This window comes from Streptomyces sp. CBMA152 (assembly GCF_014596475.1).
Classification (GTDB): Bacteria; Actinomycetota; Actinomycetes; order Streptomycetales; family Streptomycetaceae; genus Streptomyces.
In genome coordinates this window covers 179,444-193,802 of the sequence record NZ_MECJ01000039.1, presented here as the reverse complement: position 1 = coordinate 193,802, position 14,359 = coordinate 179,444, and the positions used below count along the sequence as shown (strand labels likewise).

Below are 14,359 nucleotides of genomic sequence, written 5' to 3'. Positions count from 1 at the left end.
GCGATGACGACCAGCACGACCGTCGGCCCGCGGCTCCCCGTGACGGTCCTCTCCGGGTTCCTCGGAGCAGGCAAGACGACCCTGCTCAACCATGTCCTGGGCAACCGGGAGGGCCTGCGCGTCGCCGTGATCGTGAACGACATGAGCGAGATCAACATCGACGCGGCCCTGGTGCGCGGTGGTGCGGCGGCGCTGTCGCGCACCGAGGAGCGGCTGGTCGAGATGACCAACGGCTGCATCTGCTGCACCCTGCGCGACGACCTCCTGGAGGAGGTGGACCGGCTGGCCCACGAGGGTCGCTTCGACTACCTCCTCATCGAGTCGAGCGGGATCTCGGAGCCGATGCCCGTGGCCGCCACGTTCGCGTTCCCCCGCGACGACGGCGCCACGCTCGGCGACCTGGCCCGGCTCGACACGATGGTCACGGTCGTGGACGCGGCGAACTTCCTGCCCGAACTCGCGGGCGGCGACGGCCTCGTGGAGCGCGGCCTCGACCAGTACGAGGACGACGAGCGAACCGTCAGCGATCTCCTCATGGACCAGATCGAGTTCGCCGACGTCATCGTGCTCAACAAGCTCGACCTGGTCGCGCAGGACGAGGCCGACCGGCTGCGGGCGACGCTCACCCGGCTCAACCCCGCCGCCCGTGTCATCACCACCGAGTACGGCCGGGTGGCCCCCTCGGACATCCTCGGCACCGGCCTCTTCGACCTGGAGCGCGCACAGCAGGCGCCGGGCTGGGTCATGGAACTCAACGGCGACCACGTTCCCGAGACCGAGGAGTACGGCATCTCCTCGACGGTCTACCGCGCCGACCGGCCCTTCCACCCCGAACGGCTGTGGGAGTTCGTCACCGAGGGCCTGGACAGCGGCGCCCACGGCCGTGTCCTGCGTTCCAAGGGCTTCTTCTGGCTCGCGGGCCGCGACCGGGTGACCGGACTGTGGTCACAGGCCGGCGCCGTCGCCCGCTTCGAGCCGTCCGGCATCCGCGAATCCGGCGGGCAGGCCCAGGAGCTGGTCTTCATCGGGACAGGACTGAACTCCGACGCACTGCACCACGCTCTGGACACCTGCCTCGTACGTCCCGACGAGCCGACACCGCGGCACGACCCGTTCCCCGCCTGGGACGTCCACGCCACGGAAGACACGTGCGAGCACGAGCGCGTGGCGGGTTGAGCCGCGCGAACTCCGTTCCACTCCCCCGTGAAACGACTACGGCGTCGCCGTCGAGACGACGTAGACGACCGGGTTGTCCGGGTCGCTCTCGTTGACCGTGATGTCCTGGGTGGGCAGCGGGTCCTTCTGGGCGTGGGTGGTGCCCGCCCAGTCGTGGCCCGGCGGGAACGTCCAGCCGACCACCTTGGCGTCGGACGCGCCGATCGCCACCGAGCCGGGCCGCAGCGCTGCCGTACTGGTGCCGGAGTCCTTCAGGAACTCGGCCAGACCGGCGGCCGTGGTCTTGAACTGCACGTACAGTTTGCTGACCGCCCAGCTGTTGGTCTCGTAGTACTTGACGGCGGTGGCGGCCGACGGGACCGGTACGTCGTAGATGCGGCGCTGGGTCTTGGACGGCCAGTCGTTCTGCAGACCGGTCGCCGAGACTTCGGCCTCCTTGTCGCGGCCGCTGTCGCGGCTCTGGCCGGCCGAGATCGCCAGGTATCCGGCCGGGACGCCGATGAGCAGCACGATGATGATCGCGGTGAGCCAGCGGCGGCGGATCATATGGCGGCGGTCCTCGGCCTGGCCGCTCTCGTCCGGGGACGGCGACTGACGCGGCACCGCGGGCCGCTCCGCCGGGGCCATCACGCCGACCTCTGGGTGTTGCGGGCCGGGCTCGACTTGCGTACGGCCTCGGCGACCTGCGCGTACCGCTCGTAGCGCTCCACGCGGCGGCGGTTGGCGCGGCGGAAGCGGCGGGCGACCAGGCGGGCCAGGTCGGCGGCGCCGACCATGCCGGCCTCGGGGCCCAGCTGTGCCTTGGCGATGCGGGCCTCGGGCCGGTAGCCGCGGCCGGTCAGCTGGCGCTTGAAGGCGTCCCTGGCCGGGCCGATGAGCAGGTCGTCGGCCGCGCTGACGCCGCCGCCGATGACGAAGCAGGACGGGTCGAGGGCGGCCGCGAGGTTGGCGATGCCGACGCCGAGCCACTGGCCGATGTCCTGGAGCAGCTCGACGCACATCGCGTCGCCCTCGCGGGCGAGCTCGGTGATCAGCGGCCCGGTGATGTCGGGGATGTTGCCCTTGACCCGCTCCAGGATGTTGTACGCGACCGGCGAGTCCGCGACGGCGAGCTCGCGGGCCTCGCGGACCAGGGCGTTGCCGGAGCTGTACTGCTCCCAGCAGCCCCGGTTGCCGCACGGGCAGCGGTGGCCGCCGGGCACGACCTGCATATGGCCGAACTCGCCCGCCACGCCGTACTTGCCCCGTTTGACCCGGCCGTCCTCCAGGATCGCGCCGCCGATGCCGGTGCCGAGCGTGATCATGACGAGGTGGTCCTCGCCCCGGCCCGCGCCGAACCGCCACTCGGCCCAGGCGGCCGTGTTGGCGTCGTTGTCGACCATGACGGGGACGGCGAGCCGGGACTGCAGGGCGTCGCGCAGCGGCTCGTTGCGCCAGGCGAGGTGCGGGGCGAACAGGATGGTGGAGCGGTCCGCGTCGACCCAGCCGGCCGCGCCGATGCCGACGGCGTGCACGTCGTGGCGGTCGGAGAGGTCCAGGACCAGCTCGGTGATGGTGTCCTCGACGACCTTGGGGCTCTTGGACTTGTCCGGCGTCTCGGTGCGGATCTTCTCCAGGATGTTCCCGTCGGCGTCGACGACGCCCGCCATCACCTTCGTACCGCCGATGTCGATGCCCACGGTGGGCACGCGCGGGGCGGTCAGGTGCGAGCGGCGCTCGCGGGTGCCGACGGTGCGCAGGACGGTGGCCCGGGCGGAGCCCCGGTAGGAGGTGTTCATCGGGCCGCACCCCTTCGCGTCGGGAGAGGGGTGTCCTGGAGTGCTCGCACGACTGGTGTCGTCCCTGGAGGTCTCGGGGGCCGGGGTGACCGGCGGCGGACGGCGCCCGCCGTGCCCGATTCTGCCACCCCGGCCGAGACCGGACCTCGTGTGCCTCCACGGCCCCGGCCGTCACGCTCAGGCGTCGGTGGGGTGCCCGCCCAGGTGGGTGGGCTCGGCGGCGCGCTGGAGCTCGTGGCTGAGCTCCTCCAGTTCGCTGCCGCCCGCCATCTGGCGGGTGAGCTCGTCCAGGGTGATCTGCGAGCGCAGCTGGCTGCCGGTCATGGCACCCCGCTTGAGCAGCACGAAACGGTCGCCGACGAGGTAGGCGTGGTGCGGGTTGTGGGTGATGAGGACCACTCCGAGGCCCGCGTCGCGAGCAGCGGCCACGTACTTGAGCACGACGCCGGACTGCTTGACGCCGAGCGCGGCCGTCGGCTCGTCGAGCACCAGGACCTTGGCGCCGAAGTAGACCGCGCGGGCGATCGCCACGCACTGGCGCTCGCCGCCCGACAGGGTGCCGATCGGCTGGTCCACGTCGCGCAGGTCGATGCCCATCCGCAGCAGCTCCGAGCGGGTGGTCTCGCGCATCAGCTCGACGTCGAGGCGCTTGAAGGGACCGGCGCCCTTGGTCGGCTCGGAGCCGAGGAAGAAGTTGCGCCAGACCGGCATCAGCGGGACGACCGCGAGGTCCTGGTAGACGGTGGCGATGCCCCGGTCGAGCGCGTCGCGCGGGTTGCTGAGCGAGACGTCCTCGCCCTCGATGCGGAAGGCGCCGGCGTCGTGCCGGTGCAGCCCCGCGATGATCTTGATGAGGGTGGACTTGCCGGCGCCGTTGTCGCCGAGCACGCAGCTGATCTCGCCCGCGTGGACTTCGAGGGAGACGCCTTCGAGGGCCCGGATGTTGCCGTAGTACTTGCTGACGTCGTCCAGCTCGACGAGAGCCGTCCGCTCCTCGGTCGCTTCGGATGTCATGCCGTCGCCTCCGCCCGCTTGCGTACCCATGCGTTGAGCAGGGTGGCCAGCAGGAGCATCGCTCCCAGGAAGAACTTGAACCAGTCCGGGTTCCACTCCGCGTACACGATGCCCTTGCTCGTCATGCCGAAGATGAAGGCACCGACCGCGGAGCCGATCGCCGAGCCGTAGCCGCCGGTGATCAGACAGCCGCCGATGACGGCCGCGATGATGTAGATCAGCTCGTTGCCGACGCCCTCGCCGGACTGGACCACGTCGAACGAGAAGAGCAGGTGCTGACCCGAGACCCAGGCGGCGAAGGCCACGCCCATGTACAGGCCGATCTTGGTCTTGTAGACCGGGACGCCGACCGCGCGGGCCGCGTCCGCCTCGCCGCCGACCGCGAAGATCCAGTTGCCGAAGCGGGTCCGCAGCAGGATCCAGGTGGCGACCGCGATCAGGCCGAACCACCACAGGATGGTGACCTTCAGGTTGACCGAGCCGATGGACAGCTGGGAGGCGAACACCTTCTTCGCCGAGGAGAAGCCCTCCATGTCGGAGATGGACTTCGTGGAGACCGTGCCGCTGATCAGCTTGGTGAAGCCGAGGTTGAGGCCGGTCAGCATCAGGAAGGTGCCGAGCGTGATGATGAAGCTGGGCAGTTTCGTACGGGTCAGCATGAAGCCGTTGAAGGCGCCGATGGCCAGCGTCGTCAGCAGCGAGACGCCGACGCCCACCCAGACGTTCGCGGTCATCTGGTAGCTGAACATCGACGAGACCAGCGCGGACGTCGTCACCAGGACACCGGCCGACAGGTCGAACTCGCCGCCGATCATCAGGAGCGCCACCGGCACCGCCATGATGCCGATGGTCGACGCCGCGTACAGCACGGTCGAGAGGCTGGAGGCGCGCAGGAAGCTGTCGGCGACGATCGAGAAGAAGACGAAGACGGCGATCGCGCCGACGACCGAGCCCAGCTCCGGACGGCCCATGATCTTGCGCAGGACGGACCGGTGGATCAGACGCTCGTCGCCCGCCGAGGTGGGCGCGGGTGCAGTGGCGGTCATCGGGTCCCCCGCTTCGTGTATTCCTCCAGCTGGGCGGCCGCGTCCTTGGTGATGATCTGAGGTCCGGTCAGCACCGGCAGTCCACCGCCGAGCATGTCGGCGTTGTACTTGTAGAGCCAGAGCAGGTCCACGGCCTCGTACCCCTGGAGGTAGGGCTGCTGGTCGACGGCGAAGCCGAGGGTGCCGTCCTTGAGCTCGGAGGCGACCTTGGCGTTCAGGTCGAAGGTGTCGACCTCGGCGGAGCTGCCCGCGGAGTTCTTCGCCTTGACGGCGGTGTCCGCGAAGGGCGCGCCGAGGGTGACGACGGCGTCGATGGACTTGTCGGCCTGGAGCTTGGCCTCGATGGACGACTGGACGTCGGGCATGTTGGTGCCGGTGACGTAGAGGTTCTGCAGCTCGCCCGTGAAGCTCTTCTTGGTGCCCGCGCAGCGCTGCTCATGGCCGACGTTGCCCTGCTCGTGCAGGACGCACAGCGCCTTCTTCTTGCCGCGCTTGTTGAGCTCCTCGCCGACGGCCTCGCCCGCGACGGTCTCGTCCTGCCCGATGTGGGTGAGGGCGCCGAACTCCTTGGACTTCTCGGAACCGGAGTTCACCGTGATCACCGGGATGCCGGCCTTCTCGGCCTTGGCGACGACGTCCTTCATCGCGTCGGGCTTGGCGAGCGTGACGATGATGCCGTCGACCTTCTGGTCGATGGCGGTCTGCACGAACTGCGCCTGCTGCTGGCCCTGGTCGCTGTGCGAGTACAGGAAGTCGATGTTGTCCTTGACGGCGGCCTGCTTGGCGCCGTTCTGGACGATGTCCCAGAACGTGTCGCCATCGCCCGAGTGGGTGATCATGGCGATCTTCCAGCGCGGGGTGTTCACCGCCGCCTTGCCCTGGGCGGAGGCGGCCTTGCGCGCGTCCTCGGCACGCTTGCCCCCGGTGCTGCTGCATCCCACCAGGGAAACTCCGAGCACCGCCGCCAGCACCGCGCCCACCGCGCGTACCCCTGTCCGAACCCTTGCCACGACGCCGTGCTCCTCTTGCTGTACTGCCAGGTGCGGCCGGGACGGGCGCAGACCTGCCCCGGCCGCCCAAGTATGGGTCACGTGAGGTCGGCGGGCGATCATCGGGTACCGCGTGCGGTGTACTTCTCCAGCGTCGGCACGTCCTTCTCGGTGACGATCGCGGGCCCGGTGAGGACCGGCCTGCCACCGCCGACGACATTGCCGTTGGTCTTGTCCAGCCATAGTTCGTCCACCGCCAGATACCCCTGGAGATACGGCTGCTGATCGACCGCGAAGCCGATCTCCTTGGCCTTGAACTGCTTGATCACGGCGGCGTTGAGGTCGAAGGTGTCGACCTCGGCGGAGCTGCCCGCGTCGCCCTTCGCCTTCACGGCCGCGGCCGCCATCGGCGCGCCGAGGGTGACCACCGAGTCGATGTCCTTGCCCGCCTGGAGTTTCGCCTCGATGGAGGACGTCGCGGCGGGCGTGTTGGTCCCGTCGACGTTCAGGTTCTCGACCGTGCCGTGGAACGTCTTCTTCACTCCCGCGCAGCGCTCCTCCAGCGAGACGTTGCCCTGTTCGTGGATGACGCAGACGGTCTTCTTCTTGCCGCGCGCGTTCAGCTGCTCGCCGACCGCCTCACCGGCCACGCCCTCGTCCTGGCCGATGTGTCCGATCGCGCCGAGCTCCTTGGAGTACTGGGCGCCGGAGTTGATGGTGACGACGGGTATGCCCGCCGCGACCGCCTTCTTCACCACGTCCCGTACGGCCTCGGGCTTGGCCAGGGTGACGATGATCCCGTCGACCTTCTGGTCGATGGCCGCCTGGACCAGCTGCGACTGCTGCTGGCCCTCCTTGTTCGCCGAGTAGAGGAAGTCGACGTTGTCCTTGGCGGCCGCCTGTTTCGCGCCGCTCTGGACGATGTCCCAGAACGTGTCGCCCTCGCCCGAGTGGGTGACCATCGCGATCTTCAGCCGTGGTGTGGAGACACCTTTGCCGCCGGACGCGGCGTCCTTCGTCTTGTCCTCCGAGCTCTTGCCGCCCGAGCTGCTGCATCCGGCGACCGTGAGCGCGAGGGCCGCGACGGCCGCAGCCGCCGTGAGGGCCGTGCGGGGTGTGCGCATGGGTTCCGCCTTCCGCCTGGGCCGCCCGGTTGCGGCACGTGAGTTCTAGCGGCGGGCGCGCGACCCCGTCAATACTTTGTCCGAACATTCTTACGCGGCGTTCGAGAGCGGACGGCCGTCGCGATCATGGCTTTACGGGCGGATCACGGCCGTACGAGCAGCTGGAACTCGAAGGCGTACCGCGAGGCGCGGTAGATGTGCGAGCCGAACTCGACGGCCCGGCCGGTGTCGTCGAACGTGGCGCGCTCCATGGTCAGCAGCGGCGCGCCCACGGCCTCGGCCAGCAGCTCCGCCTCGGCGGCCGTAGCGGCCCGCGCCCCGACCGACTGCCGGGCGCTGTGCAGGGTGATCCCCGCGCCGCGCATCAGCCGGTACAGGCCCGTGGCCTCCAGCTGCGCGGTGTCCAGGGCGAGCAGATCGACGGGCAGGTAGTTGCACAGCCGGGCCATCGGCTCGCCGTGCGCGTACCGCAGCCGCTCGACCAGATGGACGTCCGCACCCTCGGGCACCCCGAGCGCCGCCGCCACTTCGGCGCCCGCCGGTTCGACGGTGTTGCGCAGCACCTTGGTGGCCGGTTTCTGCCCGGCCGCCTCCAGGTCGTCGTAGAGGCTGCTCAGCTCCAGGGGCCGCTTGACCTGGCTGTGCACGACCTGCGTACCGACGCCTCGGCGGCGCACCAGGAGGCCCTTGTCGACCAGGGCCTGGATGGCCTGGCGGACGGTGGGGCGGGACAGGCCGAGCCGGTTCGCGAGGTCGATCTCGTTGCCGAGGAGGCTGCCGGGCGTGAGGGTGCCGCGCTCGATGGCCGCTTCCAGTTGCTGCGAGAGCTGGAAGTAGAGCGGGACCGGGCTGGTGCGGTCCACGCTGAGCTGGAGCGGAGCGGCGGTCTCCGGCACGGTTCTGGGCTGCTTGGACACGGAGTGAGCGTAGTGCGCGGGGCATGTTGACGGGAAGTCCGGAAGTCAGATTGTCAGGACAAACTCTTGACAGGACGTCCCGGCGACGTCACCTTTTGGCCATGCGCATCGGACTCATCGGAACGGGACGTATCGGCTCCTTCCACGCGGAGGCCCTCACCCGCCATCCCTCGGTCACCGAGCTCGTGGTGGCCGACGCCGACCCGGTGCGCGCGGTGGAGGCCGCCGCCCGGACCGGCGCCACGGCCGCCTCGGTCGACCAGCTCTTCGCGGACCGCCCGGACGCGGTGGTGATCGCCTCCGCGACCGCCGCGCACGCCGAGCTCATCGCCCGCGCGGCCCGGGCCGGGATCCCCGCGTTCTGCGAGAAGCCGATCGCCCTGGACCTGGCCGGGACGCTGGCGGCGCTGGCCGAGGTCGAGGCCGCCGGGACCGTCCTGCAGATCGGCTTCATGCGGCGCTTCGACGCCGGGTACACCGCCGCCCGCGAGCTCGTACGGGCCGGCCGGCTCGGACGGCTGCACACCGTACGGGCGATCACCTCCGACCCGGCGCCGCCGCCCGCCGCGTATCTGCCGCTCTCCGGCGGCCTCTACCGGGACTGCCTGGTCCATGACTTCGACATCCTGCGCTGGGTGACCGGCCGCGAGGTGGTCGAGGTGTACGCGACCGGTTCGGACGCGGGGCCCGCGATGTTCCGCGACGCCGGGGACGTGGACACGGCCGCCGCCGTCCTCACCCTCGACGACGGCGCCCTGGCCACGGCGACGGCGACCCGGTGCAACGGCGCCGGGTACGACGTACGGATGGAACTGGCCGGAGACCTCGGCCAGTTCGCCGTCGGGCTCGGCGAGCGCACCCCGCTCGTCTCGGCCGAGCCGGATGTGCCCGCGCCCGTCGGGAAGCCCTGGACCGGCTTCCTGGAGCGGTTCGCGCCCGCCTACCGGGCCGAGCTGGACGCCTTCGTCCAGGTCGTACGGGGTGAGCGGGCCAACCCGTGCGACGGGCGGGAGGCGCTGTACGCGCTGCGCGTCGCCGAGGCGTGCGAGCGCTCGCGCCGCGAGCGCCGCCCGGTCGCCGTCGCGGAGTTCACCACCTGACGGGCAGGCTCTCGGGCCCGCGCACCAGCATGCCCGAGCGCCAGGTGACCGCCGCCGGGTGGATGTCGAGCGCGAGGTCCGGGCAGCGTTCGAGCAGCGAGCGGATCGCTATGCGGGCTTCGAGGCGGGCGAGCGGCGCGCCCAGGCAGTAGTGGATGCCGTGGCCGAACGCCACATGGCCGCGCGCGTCACGCCGGATGTCGAAGCGGGACGGCTCCGGGTAGCGGGCCGGGTCGCGGTTGGCGTCGGCCATGGCGACGAGCACCAGCTCCCCGCCGCCGGGCACCACCGTGCCGCCGATGTCGACCGGTTCGGTCGTGAAGCGGTACGTGGGTGTCTCGACCGGGCCGTCGTAGCGCAGCATCTCCTCGATCGCGCCCTCGATCAGCCCGTCGAAGTCGGCGCGCAGCGCGGCCAGCTGCTCGGGGTTGCTGAGCAGGGCGAGCACGCCGTTGGATATCAGGTTGACGGTCGTCTCATGGCCCGCGACCAGCAGCAGCCAGGCCATACCGAGCAGCTCGGGACCCGAGAGCCGGTCGCCGTCCTCGTCGGCCGCGTGGATCAGCGCGCTCATCAGATCCCCGCCGGGGTTCTCGCGCTTGTCCGCGAGCAGCGCGGTCAGATACTCCGACATGGACTTGGCCGCCGCCATCCGGTCCGCCAGCGCGGTCGCGGAGATGGAGGCGTTGGACCACTCGCGGAAGCTGTCCTGGTCCAGGCTCGGCACCCCGAGCAGATCGCCTATGACGGTGATCGGCAGCGGGAAGGACAGCGCCTCGACCAGATCCGCGCGGCCGGGCTCCCTGAGCATGGTGTCGAGCAGCGCGTCGGTCATCTCCTGGATGCGCGGGGCCATCTGCTCGACCCGGCGCGGGGTGAACTCCCGGGTGACCAGCTTGCGGAGCCGGGTGTGGGCCGGGGCGTCGGAGCTGAGCATGGTGGTGCCGGAGGCGACCTGCTTCACGCCGAGGTCGGGCGAGGCGTTGCGCCACTCCTTGGACAGCCGCGGGTCGGCGAGGGCGGCGCGGCCCGCCTCGTACCCGACGACGAGCCAGGCGTCCGCACCCTCGGGCATCCGGATGCGATGCACCGGTCCGCGCTCGCGCAGCTCCGCGTAGACCGGGTACGGGTCACGGGTGAAGTCCTCGCCCAGAGCGGTGAGATCGAGAATGGCTTCGCTGGTCAACGCGGGTCCCTTCAGGAACGTAGCGCACACCGCCTGGCATGCACACCGTGGTGGTCGGCACACCCTAACTCTGCGGTAGCTTCGGGGGCTTCTACCCTGGTCGCAGCGAGGGGAGGCTCGGTGCTGAAGCGTTGGTGGTTCATGGGGATGCTGCGCCCGAGCGGTCCCGTACAAACGGCGCGGGAGCCGTCGAAGGAAGAACAGCAGCGGATCCTGGACGAGTGGGAGACGGCCCGCGAACGGCTGGAGCGGCTGGTGTCGGCGCGGGTGACGGCCGTCGGCGATGTGCTGCGGGAGGCCGAACTCCCGGTGGAGCGGGCCGCCCTGGACCCGGTCGGCGAGCGCGACTACACCTGGGCCCTCGACGCGTTCCAGGCCGCGGGCAAGCTGCTCGACGAGGCGTCCGACCTGCCGGATCTGGCCGCCGCGGCGGTGCTGGCCGAGCGCGCGCTGGTGCGGTTCGCCGCCGTGCACGCCCGCCGCGCCGGGCAGCACGTGCCCCGGCCCGCCGAGCGCTGCTACTACAACCCGCTGCACGCGGCCGCCGAGCACACCGGCTCGCCCGCGCGCAAACAGCACCGCCAGCGAGCCCGGCGCCGGACCGGGCCGCGCGAGGCTGCAGCCGACCGCAGGCCCGCGTGCGCGTCCTGCCGCAAGGCGATCCTGGCGGGCCAGCAGCCGGACGTGCTGCCCGCGCTCGTCCCGGTGAAGGTGTCGCGGCTGCGCAAGGTGCGGATGCTGGTGCCGTACTACTCGGTGCCGCAGCAATGGTCGCTGTGGTCGGTCTCGGCCTGTGGGGCGTACGGGGACGAATGGCCGGGTCTGGTCCTGCGCGGCGAGCACCGCAAACGGGCGGCGGCCGCGCGCAAGGCGTAAGTCACCAACGGACGGGAAGATGCCGTACGCCCCGGATCAGCATCCCCGGCAGCCACTCCAACGGGCCGCCGTCCGGATCGAGTTCGAGACCGGGCGCGCGCTCCAGGAGCGTACGGACCGCGATCCGGCCCTCCATCCGGGCCAGCGGCGCGCCCAGGCAGAAGTGGATGCCGTGGCCGAAGGCCAGATGGCTCTGCGGGGCGCGGGTGATGTCGAAGCGGTCGGGATCCGGGTAGCGGCCGGGGTCCCGGTCGGCGGAGGCGATGGCGACGAGAACCGGCTGACGGGCCGGGATGACCGTCCCGCCGATGTCGAGCGGTTCGGTCGTGAAGCGGTACGTGGAGGTCTCCACCGGGCCGTCGTAGCGCAGCATCTCCTCGACGGCGCCGTCGATCAGGCCGTCCGGATCGGCACGCAGGGCGGCGAGTTGGTCGGGGTGGGCGAGCAGCGCCCGTACCCCGTTGGAGATGAGGTTGACGGTGGTCTCGTGTCCGGCGACCAGCAGCAGGAAGGCCATGCCGATGAGTTCGTCGGGCGAGAGCGTGTCGCCGTCCTCGTGCCGGGTGCGGATGAGGGCGCTCATCAGGTCGTCGGCGGGGCGGGTGCAGCGCTTGTCCTCGATCAGCTCGACCAGGTACGCGCCCATCTCCCGTACGGAGGTGTTCTTGCCGTCGTCGGCGGTCGGGGCCACGGCCTCGTTGGAGAGCCGACGGAAGGTCTCCCGGTCCAGGTCGGGCACGCCGAGCAGTTCGCAGATGACGGTCATCGGCAGCGGGAACGCCAGCGAGTCGACGAGGTCGGCGCTGCGGCCGGGCGCGGCCAGCATGGCATCGAGCAGCCCGTCGGTGATCTCCTGCACGCGCGGACGCAGCGCCTCGATCCGGCGGGGCGTGAACTCCCGCGCCACCAGCTTGCGCAGCCGGGTGTGGCGCGGCGGGTCCGACTCCAGCATGTTGGCACTGACCGGGGTGTCCTCGTACTCCCAGTCGCCGAACTCGCGCCAGTCCTTGGAGAGCCGGGGATCCGCGAGCGCGGCCCGCGCCTGCTCGTGGCCGACGACCAGCCAGACCTCGTCGGACTCGTGGGTGCGGACGCGGTGCACGGGCCCTTCGGCGCGAAGCTTCGCGTAGTACGGATACGGGTTCGCGGTGAAGTCCGCGTGGTCCCGCAGGTCGACCACCGTCATGGCACTGACCGCCTTCCCCCGCTGTTTAGGGTCGCGTTCAGCCTACGTCGCCCTCCTCGTCGAGGAGTCCGGCGTCGTGCACCAGGAGCGCGATCTGGACACGGTTGTTGAGGCCGAGCTTGGCCAGGACGCGCGAGACATGGGTCTTCACGGTGGGCACGCTGAGGAAGAGGGCGGCGGAGATCTCCGCGTTGGACTGGCCCCGGCCGACCGCGACCGCCACCTCCCGTTCGCGCTCGCCGAGTTGGCCGATCTTCGCCCGGGCCCGCGAGGCCCGGTCCCCCACCGGGCCCGGGCCGCCCGCGACCTGCTGCATCAACTGGCGTGTGATCGCCGGGGAGAGCACCGGCTCGCCCGCCGCGACCCTGCGGACGGCGGCGACGATCTCGGCGGGCGGGGTGTCCTTGAGGACGAACCCGGCGGCTCCGGCGCGCAGCGCCCGTACGACCTGGTCGTCGGCGTGGAAGGTGGTCAGGACCAGCACTTCGGGCGCGTCGGGGCGGGAGCGCAGCGCCTCGGTGGCGGTCAGGCCGTCGACGGTCGGCATCCGGATGTCCATCAGGACCACGTCCGGGCGCAGCCGGTCCGTCAGCTCCCCGACATGCGAGCCGTCCGACGCCTCCCCGACGATCTCCAGGTCGTCGGCGCCGCCGAGCATGAAGGTGAGTCCCGCACGGACGAGGGGGTCGTCGTCGACGACGAGGAGCCGGATGGTCATGAGGGCCACGGTAGCCAGGCGCCGACCCGGAACCCGCCGTCCGGGGTGCCGCCGTGCTCCAGGCGTCCCCCGGCGAGCATGGCGCGCTCGGTGAGCCCGATCAGCCCCTGCCCGGATCCGGGCACCTTCGGTACGTCGCCGACGGGTGCGGGGTTGCGCACCTCGACGGTGAGTCCGTCGCCCGGTCCACCGGTGACGCGGACGGTGACCTCGGCGCCCGGGGCGTGCTTGCGGGCGTTGGTGAGGGCTTCCTGGGCGATCCGGTAGGCGTTGCGCCCGGTGCCCGCCGGGACCGCTTCGAGGTCGCCGATGCGGCTGTCGAGGGTGACCTTCATCCCGGCCTGCCGTGACTCGGCGACCAGCGCGTCCAGGGTCGCGAGTGTCGGCTGCGGCCGGTCCTCGGCGCCCTCGCCCGGGCTGCGCAGCACGCCGATGATCTGGCGCAGGTCCTGCAGCGCCTCGTGCGCGCTGTCCCGGATGACCCCGGCGGCGCGGGCGACCTCGGCCGGGGGTGCGTCCGGGCGGAACTCCAGAGCGCCCGCGTGCACGCTGAGCAGGGTGAGCCGGTGGGCCAGTACGTCGTGCATCTCTCGGGCGATGTCCTCGCGGGCCAGGCGCTGGGCGTGTTCGGCCCGCAGCGCGGCCTCCTCCTCGGCGCGGGCGGCCCGTTCGCGCAGCGCGACGACGAGCTGGCGCCGGGCGCGTACGAGCATGCCCCAGCCGATGACGAGCAGCACGATCAGGATGCCGACCAGGGCGTTGGCCAGCAGGCTCGACGTCGGGTCGGGGCGGACCACCGGCTGGAGCACCGAGCTGACCACGGCCGCGCTGCCGACGACCGCGACGGCGGGCTTGAGCGGCCGGTGCACGGCCAGGCTGAACAGGGCGACGAGCAGCGCCCCGACAGCGGCGGGCGCCCCGACGGTGACGACGACGAGAGCCGAGGCGAGCCCCACGGGATGGCGTCGGCGCAGCCACACCGCGCCGCAGGCGGCCGCGCCCACCAGCAGGTCCACGGCCTGGAGCGGGGAGTCCGAGTAGCCGGCCGTGGAGTTCATGGAGTCGGCGGCGAGCAGGCCGACGAGGAGGGCTGCGAGAAAGGCGAGGGTGTCGACGACCCAGTCCCGTACGGTGCGGCGCGGCCTGCTCTTCTCCAAGCGGTCGCCCGGCAGCTCGGGGGCGGCGACGGCCGAGGGCAGCAGCCAGCGGTATTCGGGACCTGGGCGTGTCATGCCGACCAAAGTACGCA

General features: G+C 71.4%; 14 protein-coding genes. 3 read left to right on the top strand and 11 right to left on the bottom strand.

Annotated elements, in window-relative coordinates:
* Window positions 1-3 precede the first annotated feature (3 nt).
* Entirely contained in the window at window positions 4-1,176 is a 1,173-nt protein-coding gene (locus BG418_RS38920; RefSeq protein ID WP_188278811.1) for a GTP-binding protein, read from the top strand.
* 36 nt (window positions 1,177-1,212) lie between these two features.
* Here the strand turns inward: BG418_RS38920 and BG418_RS38915 are convergent, their stop codons facing one another.
* The 7 genes from BG418_RS38915 to BG418_RS38885 form a co-directional block, all read right to left on the bottom strand.
* On the bottom strand, window positions 1,213-1,803 hold the full coding sequence (locus BG418_RS38915) for a hypothetical protein (RefSeq protein WP_188278810.1): 591 nt from the start codon (window positions 1,801-1,803) through the stop codon (window positions 1,213-1,215).
* Complete coding sequence (locus BG418_RS38910; RefSeq protein WP_188278809.1) at window positions 1,803-2,954, bottom strand: ROK family glucokinase; 1,152 nt, start codon at window positions 2,952-2,954, stop codon at window positions 1,803-1,805. Before BG418_RS38910 ends, BG418_RS38915 begins: the two co-directional genes overlap by 1 nt.
* A 177-nt stretch (window positions 2,955-3,131) precedes the next feature.
* Complete coding sequence (locus tag BG418_RS38905) at window positions 3,132-3,998, bottom strand: ATP-binding cassette domain-containing protein (RefSeq protein ID WP_188278808.1); 867 nt, start codon at window positions 3,996-3,998, stop codon at window positions 3,132-3,134.
* The gene (locus tag BG418_RS38900) at window positions 3,965-5,014 is read right to left on the bottom strand and encodes an ABC transporter permease (RefSeq protein WP_188278807.1); all 1,050 of its coding nucleotides are present in this window, start codon (window positions 5,012-5,014) and stop codon (window positions 3,965-3,967) included. Before BG418_RS38900 ends, BG418_RS38905 begins: the two co-directional genes overlap by 34 nt.
* Window positions 5,011-6,024 carry a sugar ABC transporter substrate-binding protein gene (locus BG418_RS38895; RefSeq protein WP_188278806.1) on the bottom strand — a complete coding sequence of 338 codons (1,014 nt, stop codon included), beginning with the start codon at window positions 6,022-6,024 and terminating at the stop codon, window positions 5,011-5,013. The genes BG418_RS38900 and BG418_RS38895 overlap by 4 nt, the downstream gene beginning before the upstream one ends.
* 98 nt (window positions 6,025-6,122) lie before the next feature.
* Window positions 6,123-7,127, bottom strand: coding sequence for a sugar ABC transporter substrate-binding protein (locus BG418_RS38890; protein ID WP_188278805.1), 1,005 nt, complete (start codon window positions 7,125-7,127; stop codon window positions 6,123-6,125).
* A 143-nt stretch (window positions 7,128-7,270) separates the two neighbouring features.
* Window positions 7,271-7,990 carry a GntR family transcriptional regulator gene (locus BG418_RS38885; protein WP_188278912.1) on the bottom strand — a complete coding sequence of 240 codons (720 nt, stop codon included), beginning with the start codon at window positions 7,988-7,990 and terminating at the stop codon, window positions 7,271-7,273.
* A 155-nt stretch (window positions 7,991-8,145) separates the two neighbouring features.
* On the opposite strand from BG418_RS38885, the gene BG418_RS38880 reads away from it, so the two are divergent.
* On the top strand, window positions 8,146-9,144 hold the full coding sequence (locus tag BG418_RS38880) for a Gfo/Idh/MocA family oxidoreductase (RefSeq protein ID WP_188278804.1): 999 nt from the start codon (window positions 8,146-8,148) through the stop codon (window positions 9,142-9,144).
* Here the strand turns inward: BG418_RS38880 and BG418_RS38875 are convergent.
* Window positions 9,134-10,330, bottom strand: a complete 1,197-nt coding sequence (locus BG418_RS38875) for a cytochrome P450 (protein ID WP_188278803.1) — start codon at window positions 10,328-10,330, stop codon at window positions 9,134-9,136. The genes BG418_RS38880 and BG418_RS38875 overlap by 11 nt on opposite strands.
* A 120-nt stretch (window positions 10,331-10,450) precedes the next feature.
* On the opposite strand from BG418_RS38875, the gene BG418_RS38870 reads away from it, so the two are divergent.
* Window positions 10,451-11,206, top strand: coding sequence for a hypothetical protein (locus tag BG418_RS38870; RefSeq protein ID WP_188278802.1), 756 nt, complete (start codon window positions 10,451-10,453; stop codon window positions 11,204-11,206).
* Window position 11,207: 1 nt separating this feature from the next.
* Here the strand turns inward: BG418_RS38870 and BG418_RS38865 are convergent, their stop codons facing one another.
* Genes BG418_RS38865 through BG418_RS38855 form a run of 3 tightly spaced genes read right to left on the bottom strand, consistent with a single transcriptional unit; the run spans window position 11,208 to window position 14,342 of the window.
* Entirely contained in the window at window positions 11,208-12,392 is a 1,185-nt protein-coding gene (locus BG418_RS38865; RefSeq protein ID WP_188278801.1) for a cytochrome P450, read from the bottom strand.
* A gap of 37 nt (window positions 12,393-12,429) precedes the next feature.
* Window positions 12,430-13,110, bottom strand: coding sequence for a response regulator transcription factor (locus tag BG418_RS38860; protein WP_188278800.1), 681 nt, complete (start codon window positions 13,108-13,110; stop codon window positions 12,430-12,432).
* Entirely contained in the window at window positions 13,107-14,342 is a 1,236-nt protein-coding gene (locus tag BG418_RS38855) for a sensor histidine kinase (protein ID WP_188278799.1), read from the bottom strand. Before BG418_RS38855 ends, BG418_RS38860 begins: the two co-directional genes overlap by 4 nt.
* Window positions 14,343-14,359: the final 17 nt, after the last annotated feature.

Bases quoted from the DNA above. Each gene is read 5' to 3' on its own strand.
- BG418_RS38920 (WP_188278811.1), top strand. From the start codon at position 4: ATGACGACCAGCACGACCGTCGGCCCGCGGCTCCCCGTGACGGTCCTC.
- BG418_RS38915 (WP_188278810.1), bottom strand. From the start codon at position 1,803: ATGGCCCCGGCGGAGCGGCCCGCGGTGCCGCGTCAGTCGCCGTCCCCG.
- BG418_RS38910 (WP_188278809.1), bottom strand. From the start codon at position 2,954: ATGAACACCTCCTACCGGGGCTCCGCCCGGGCCACCGTCCTGCGCACC.
- BG418_RS38905 (WP_188278808.1), bottom strand. From the start codon at position 3,998: ATGGGTACGCAAGCGGGCGGAGGCGACGGCATGACATCCGAAGCGACC.
- BG418_RS38900 (WP_188278807.1), bottom strand. From the start codon at position 5,014: ATGACCGCCACTGCACCCGCGCCCACCTCGGCGGGCGACGAGCGTCTG.
- BG418_RS38890 (WP_188278805.1), bottom strand. From the start codon at position 7,127: ATGCGCACACCCCGCACGGCCCTCACGGCGGCTGCGGCCGTCGCGGCC.
- BG418_RS38880 (WP_188278804.1), top strand. From the start codon at position 8,146: ATGCGCATCGGACTCATCGGAACGGGACGTATCGGCTCCTTCCACGCG.
- BG418_RS38865 (WP_188278801.1), bottom strand. From the start codon at position 12,392: ATGACGGTGGTCGACCTGCGGGACCACGCGGACTTCACCGCGAACCCG.
- BG418_RS38860 (WP_188278800.1), bottom strand. From the start codon at position 13,110: ATGACCATCCGGCTCCTCGTCGTCGACGACGACCCCCTCGTCCGTGCG.
- BG418_RS38855 (WP_188278799.1), bottom strand. From the start codon at position 14,342: ATGACACGCCCAGGTCCCGAATACCGCTGGCTGCTGCCCTCGGCCGTC.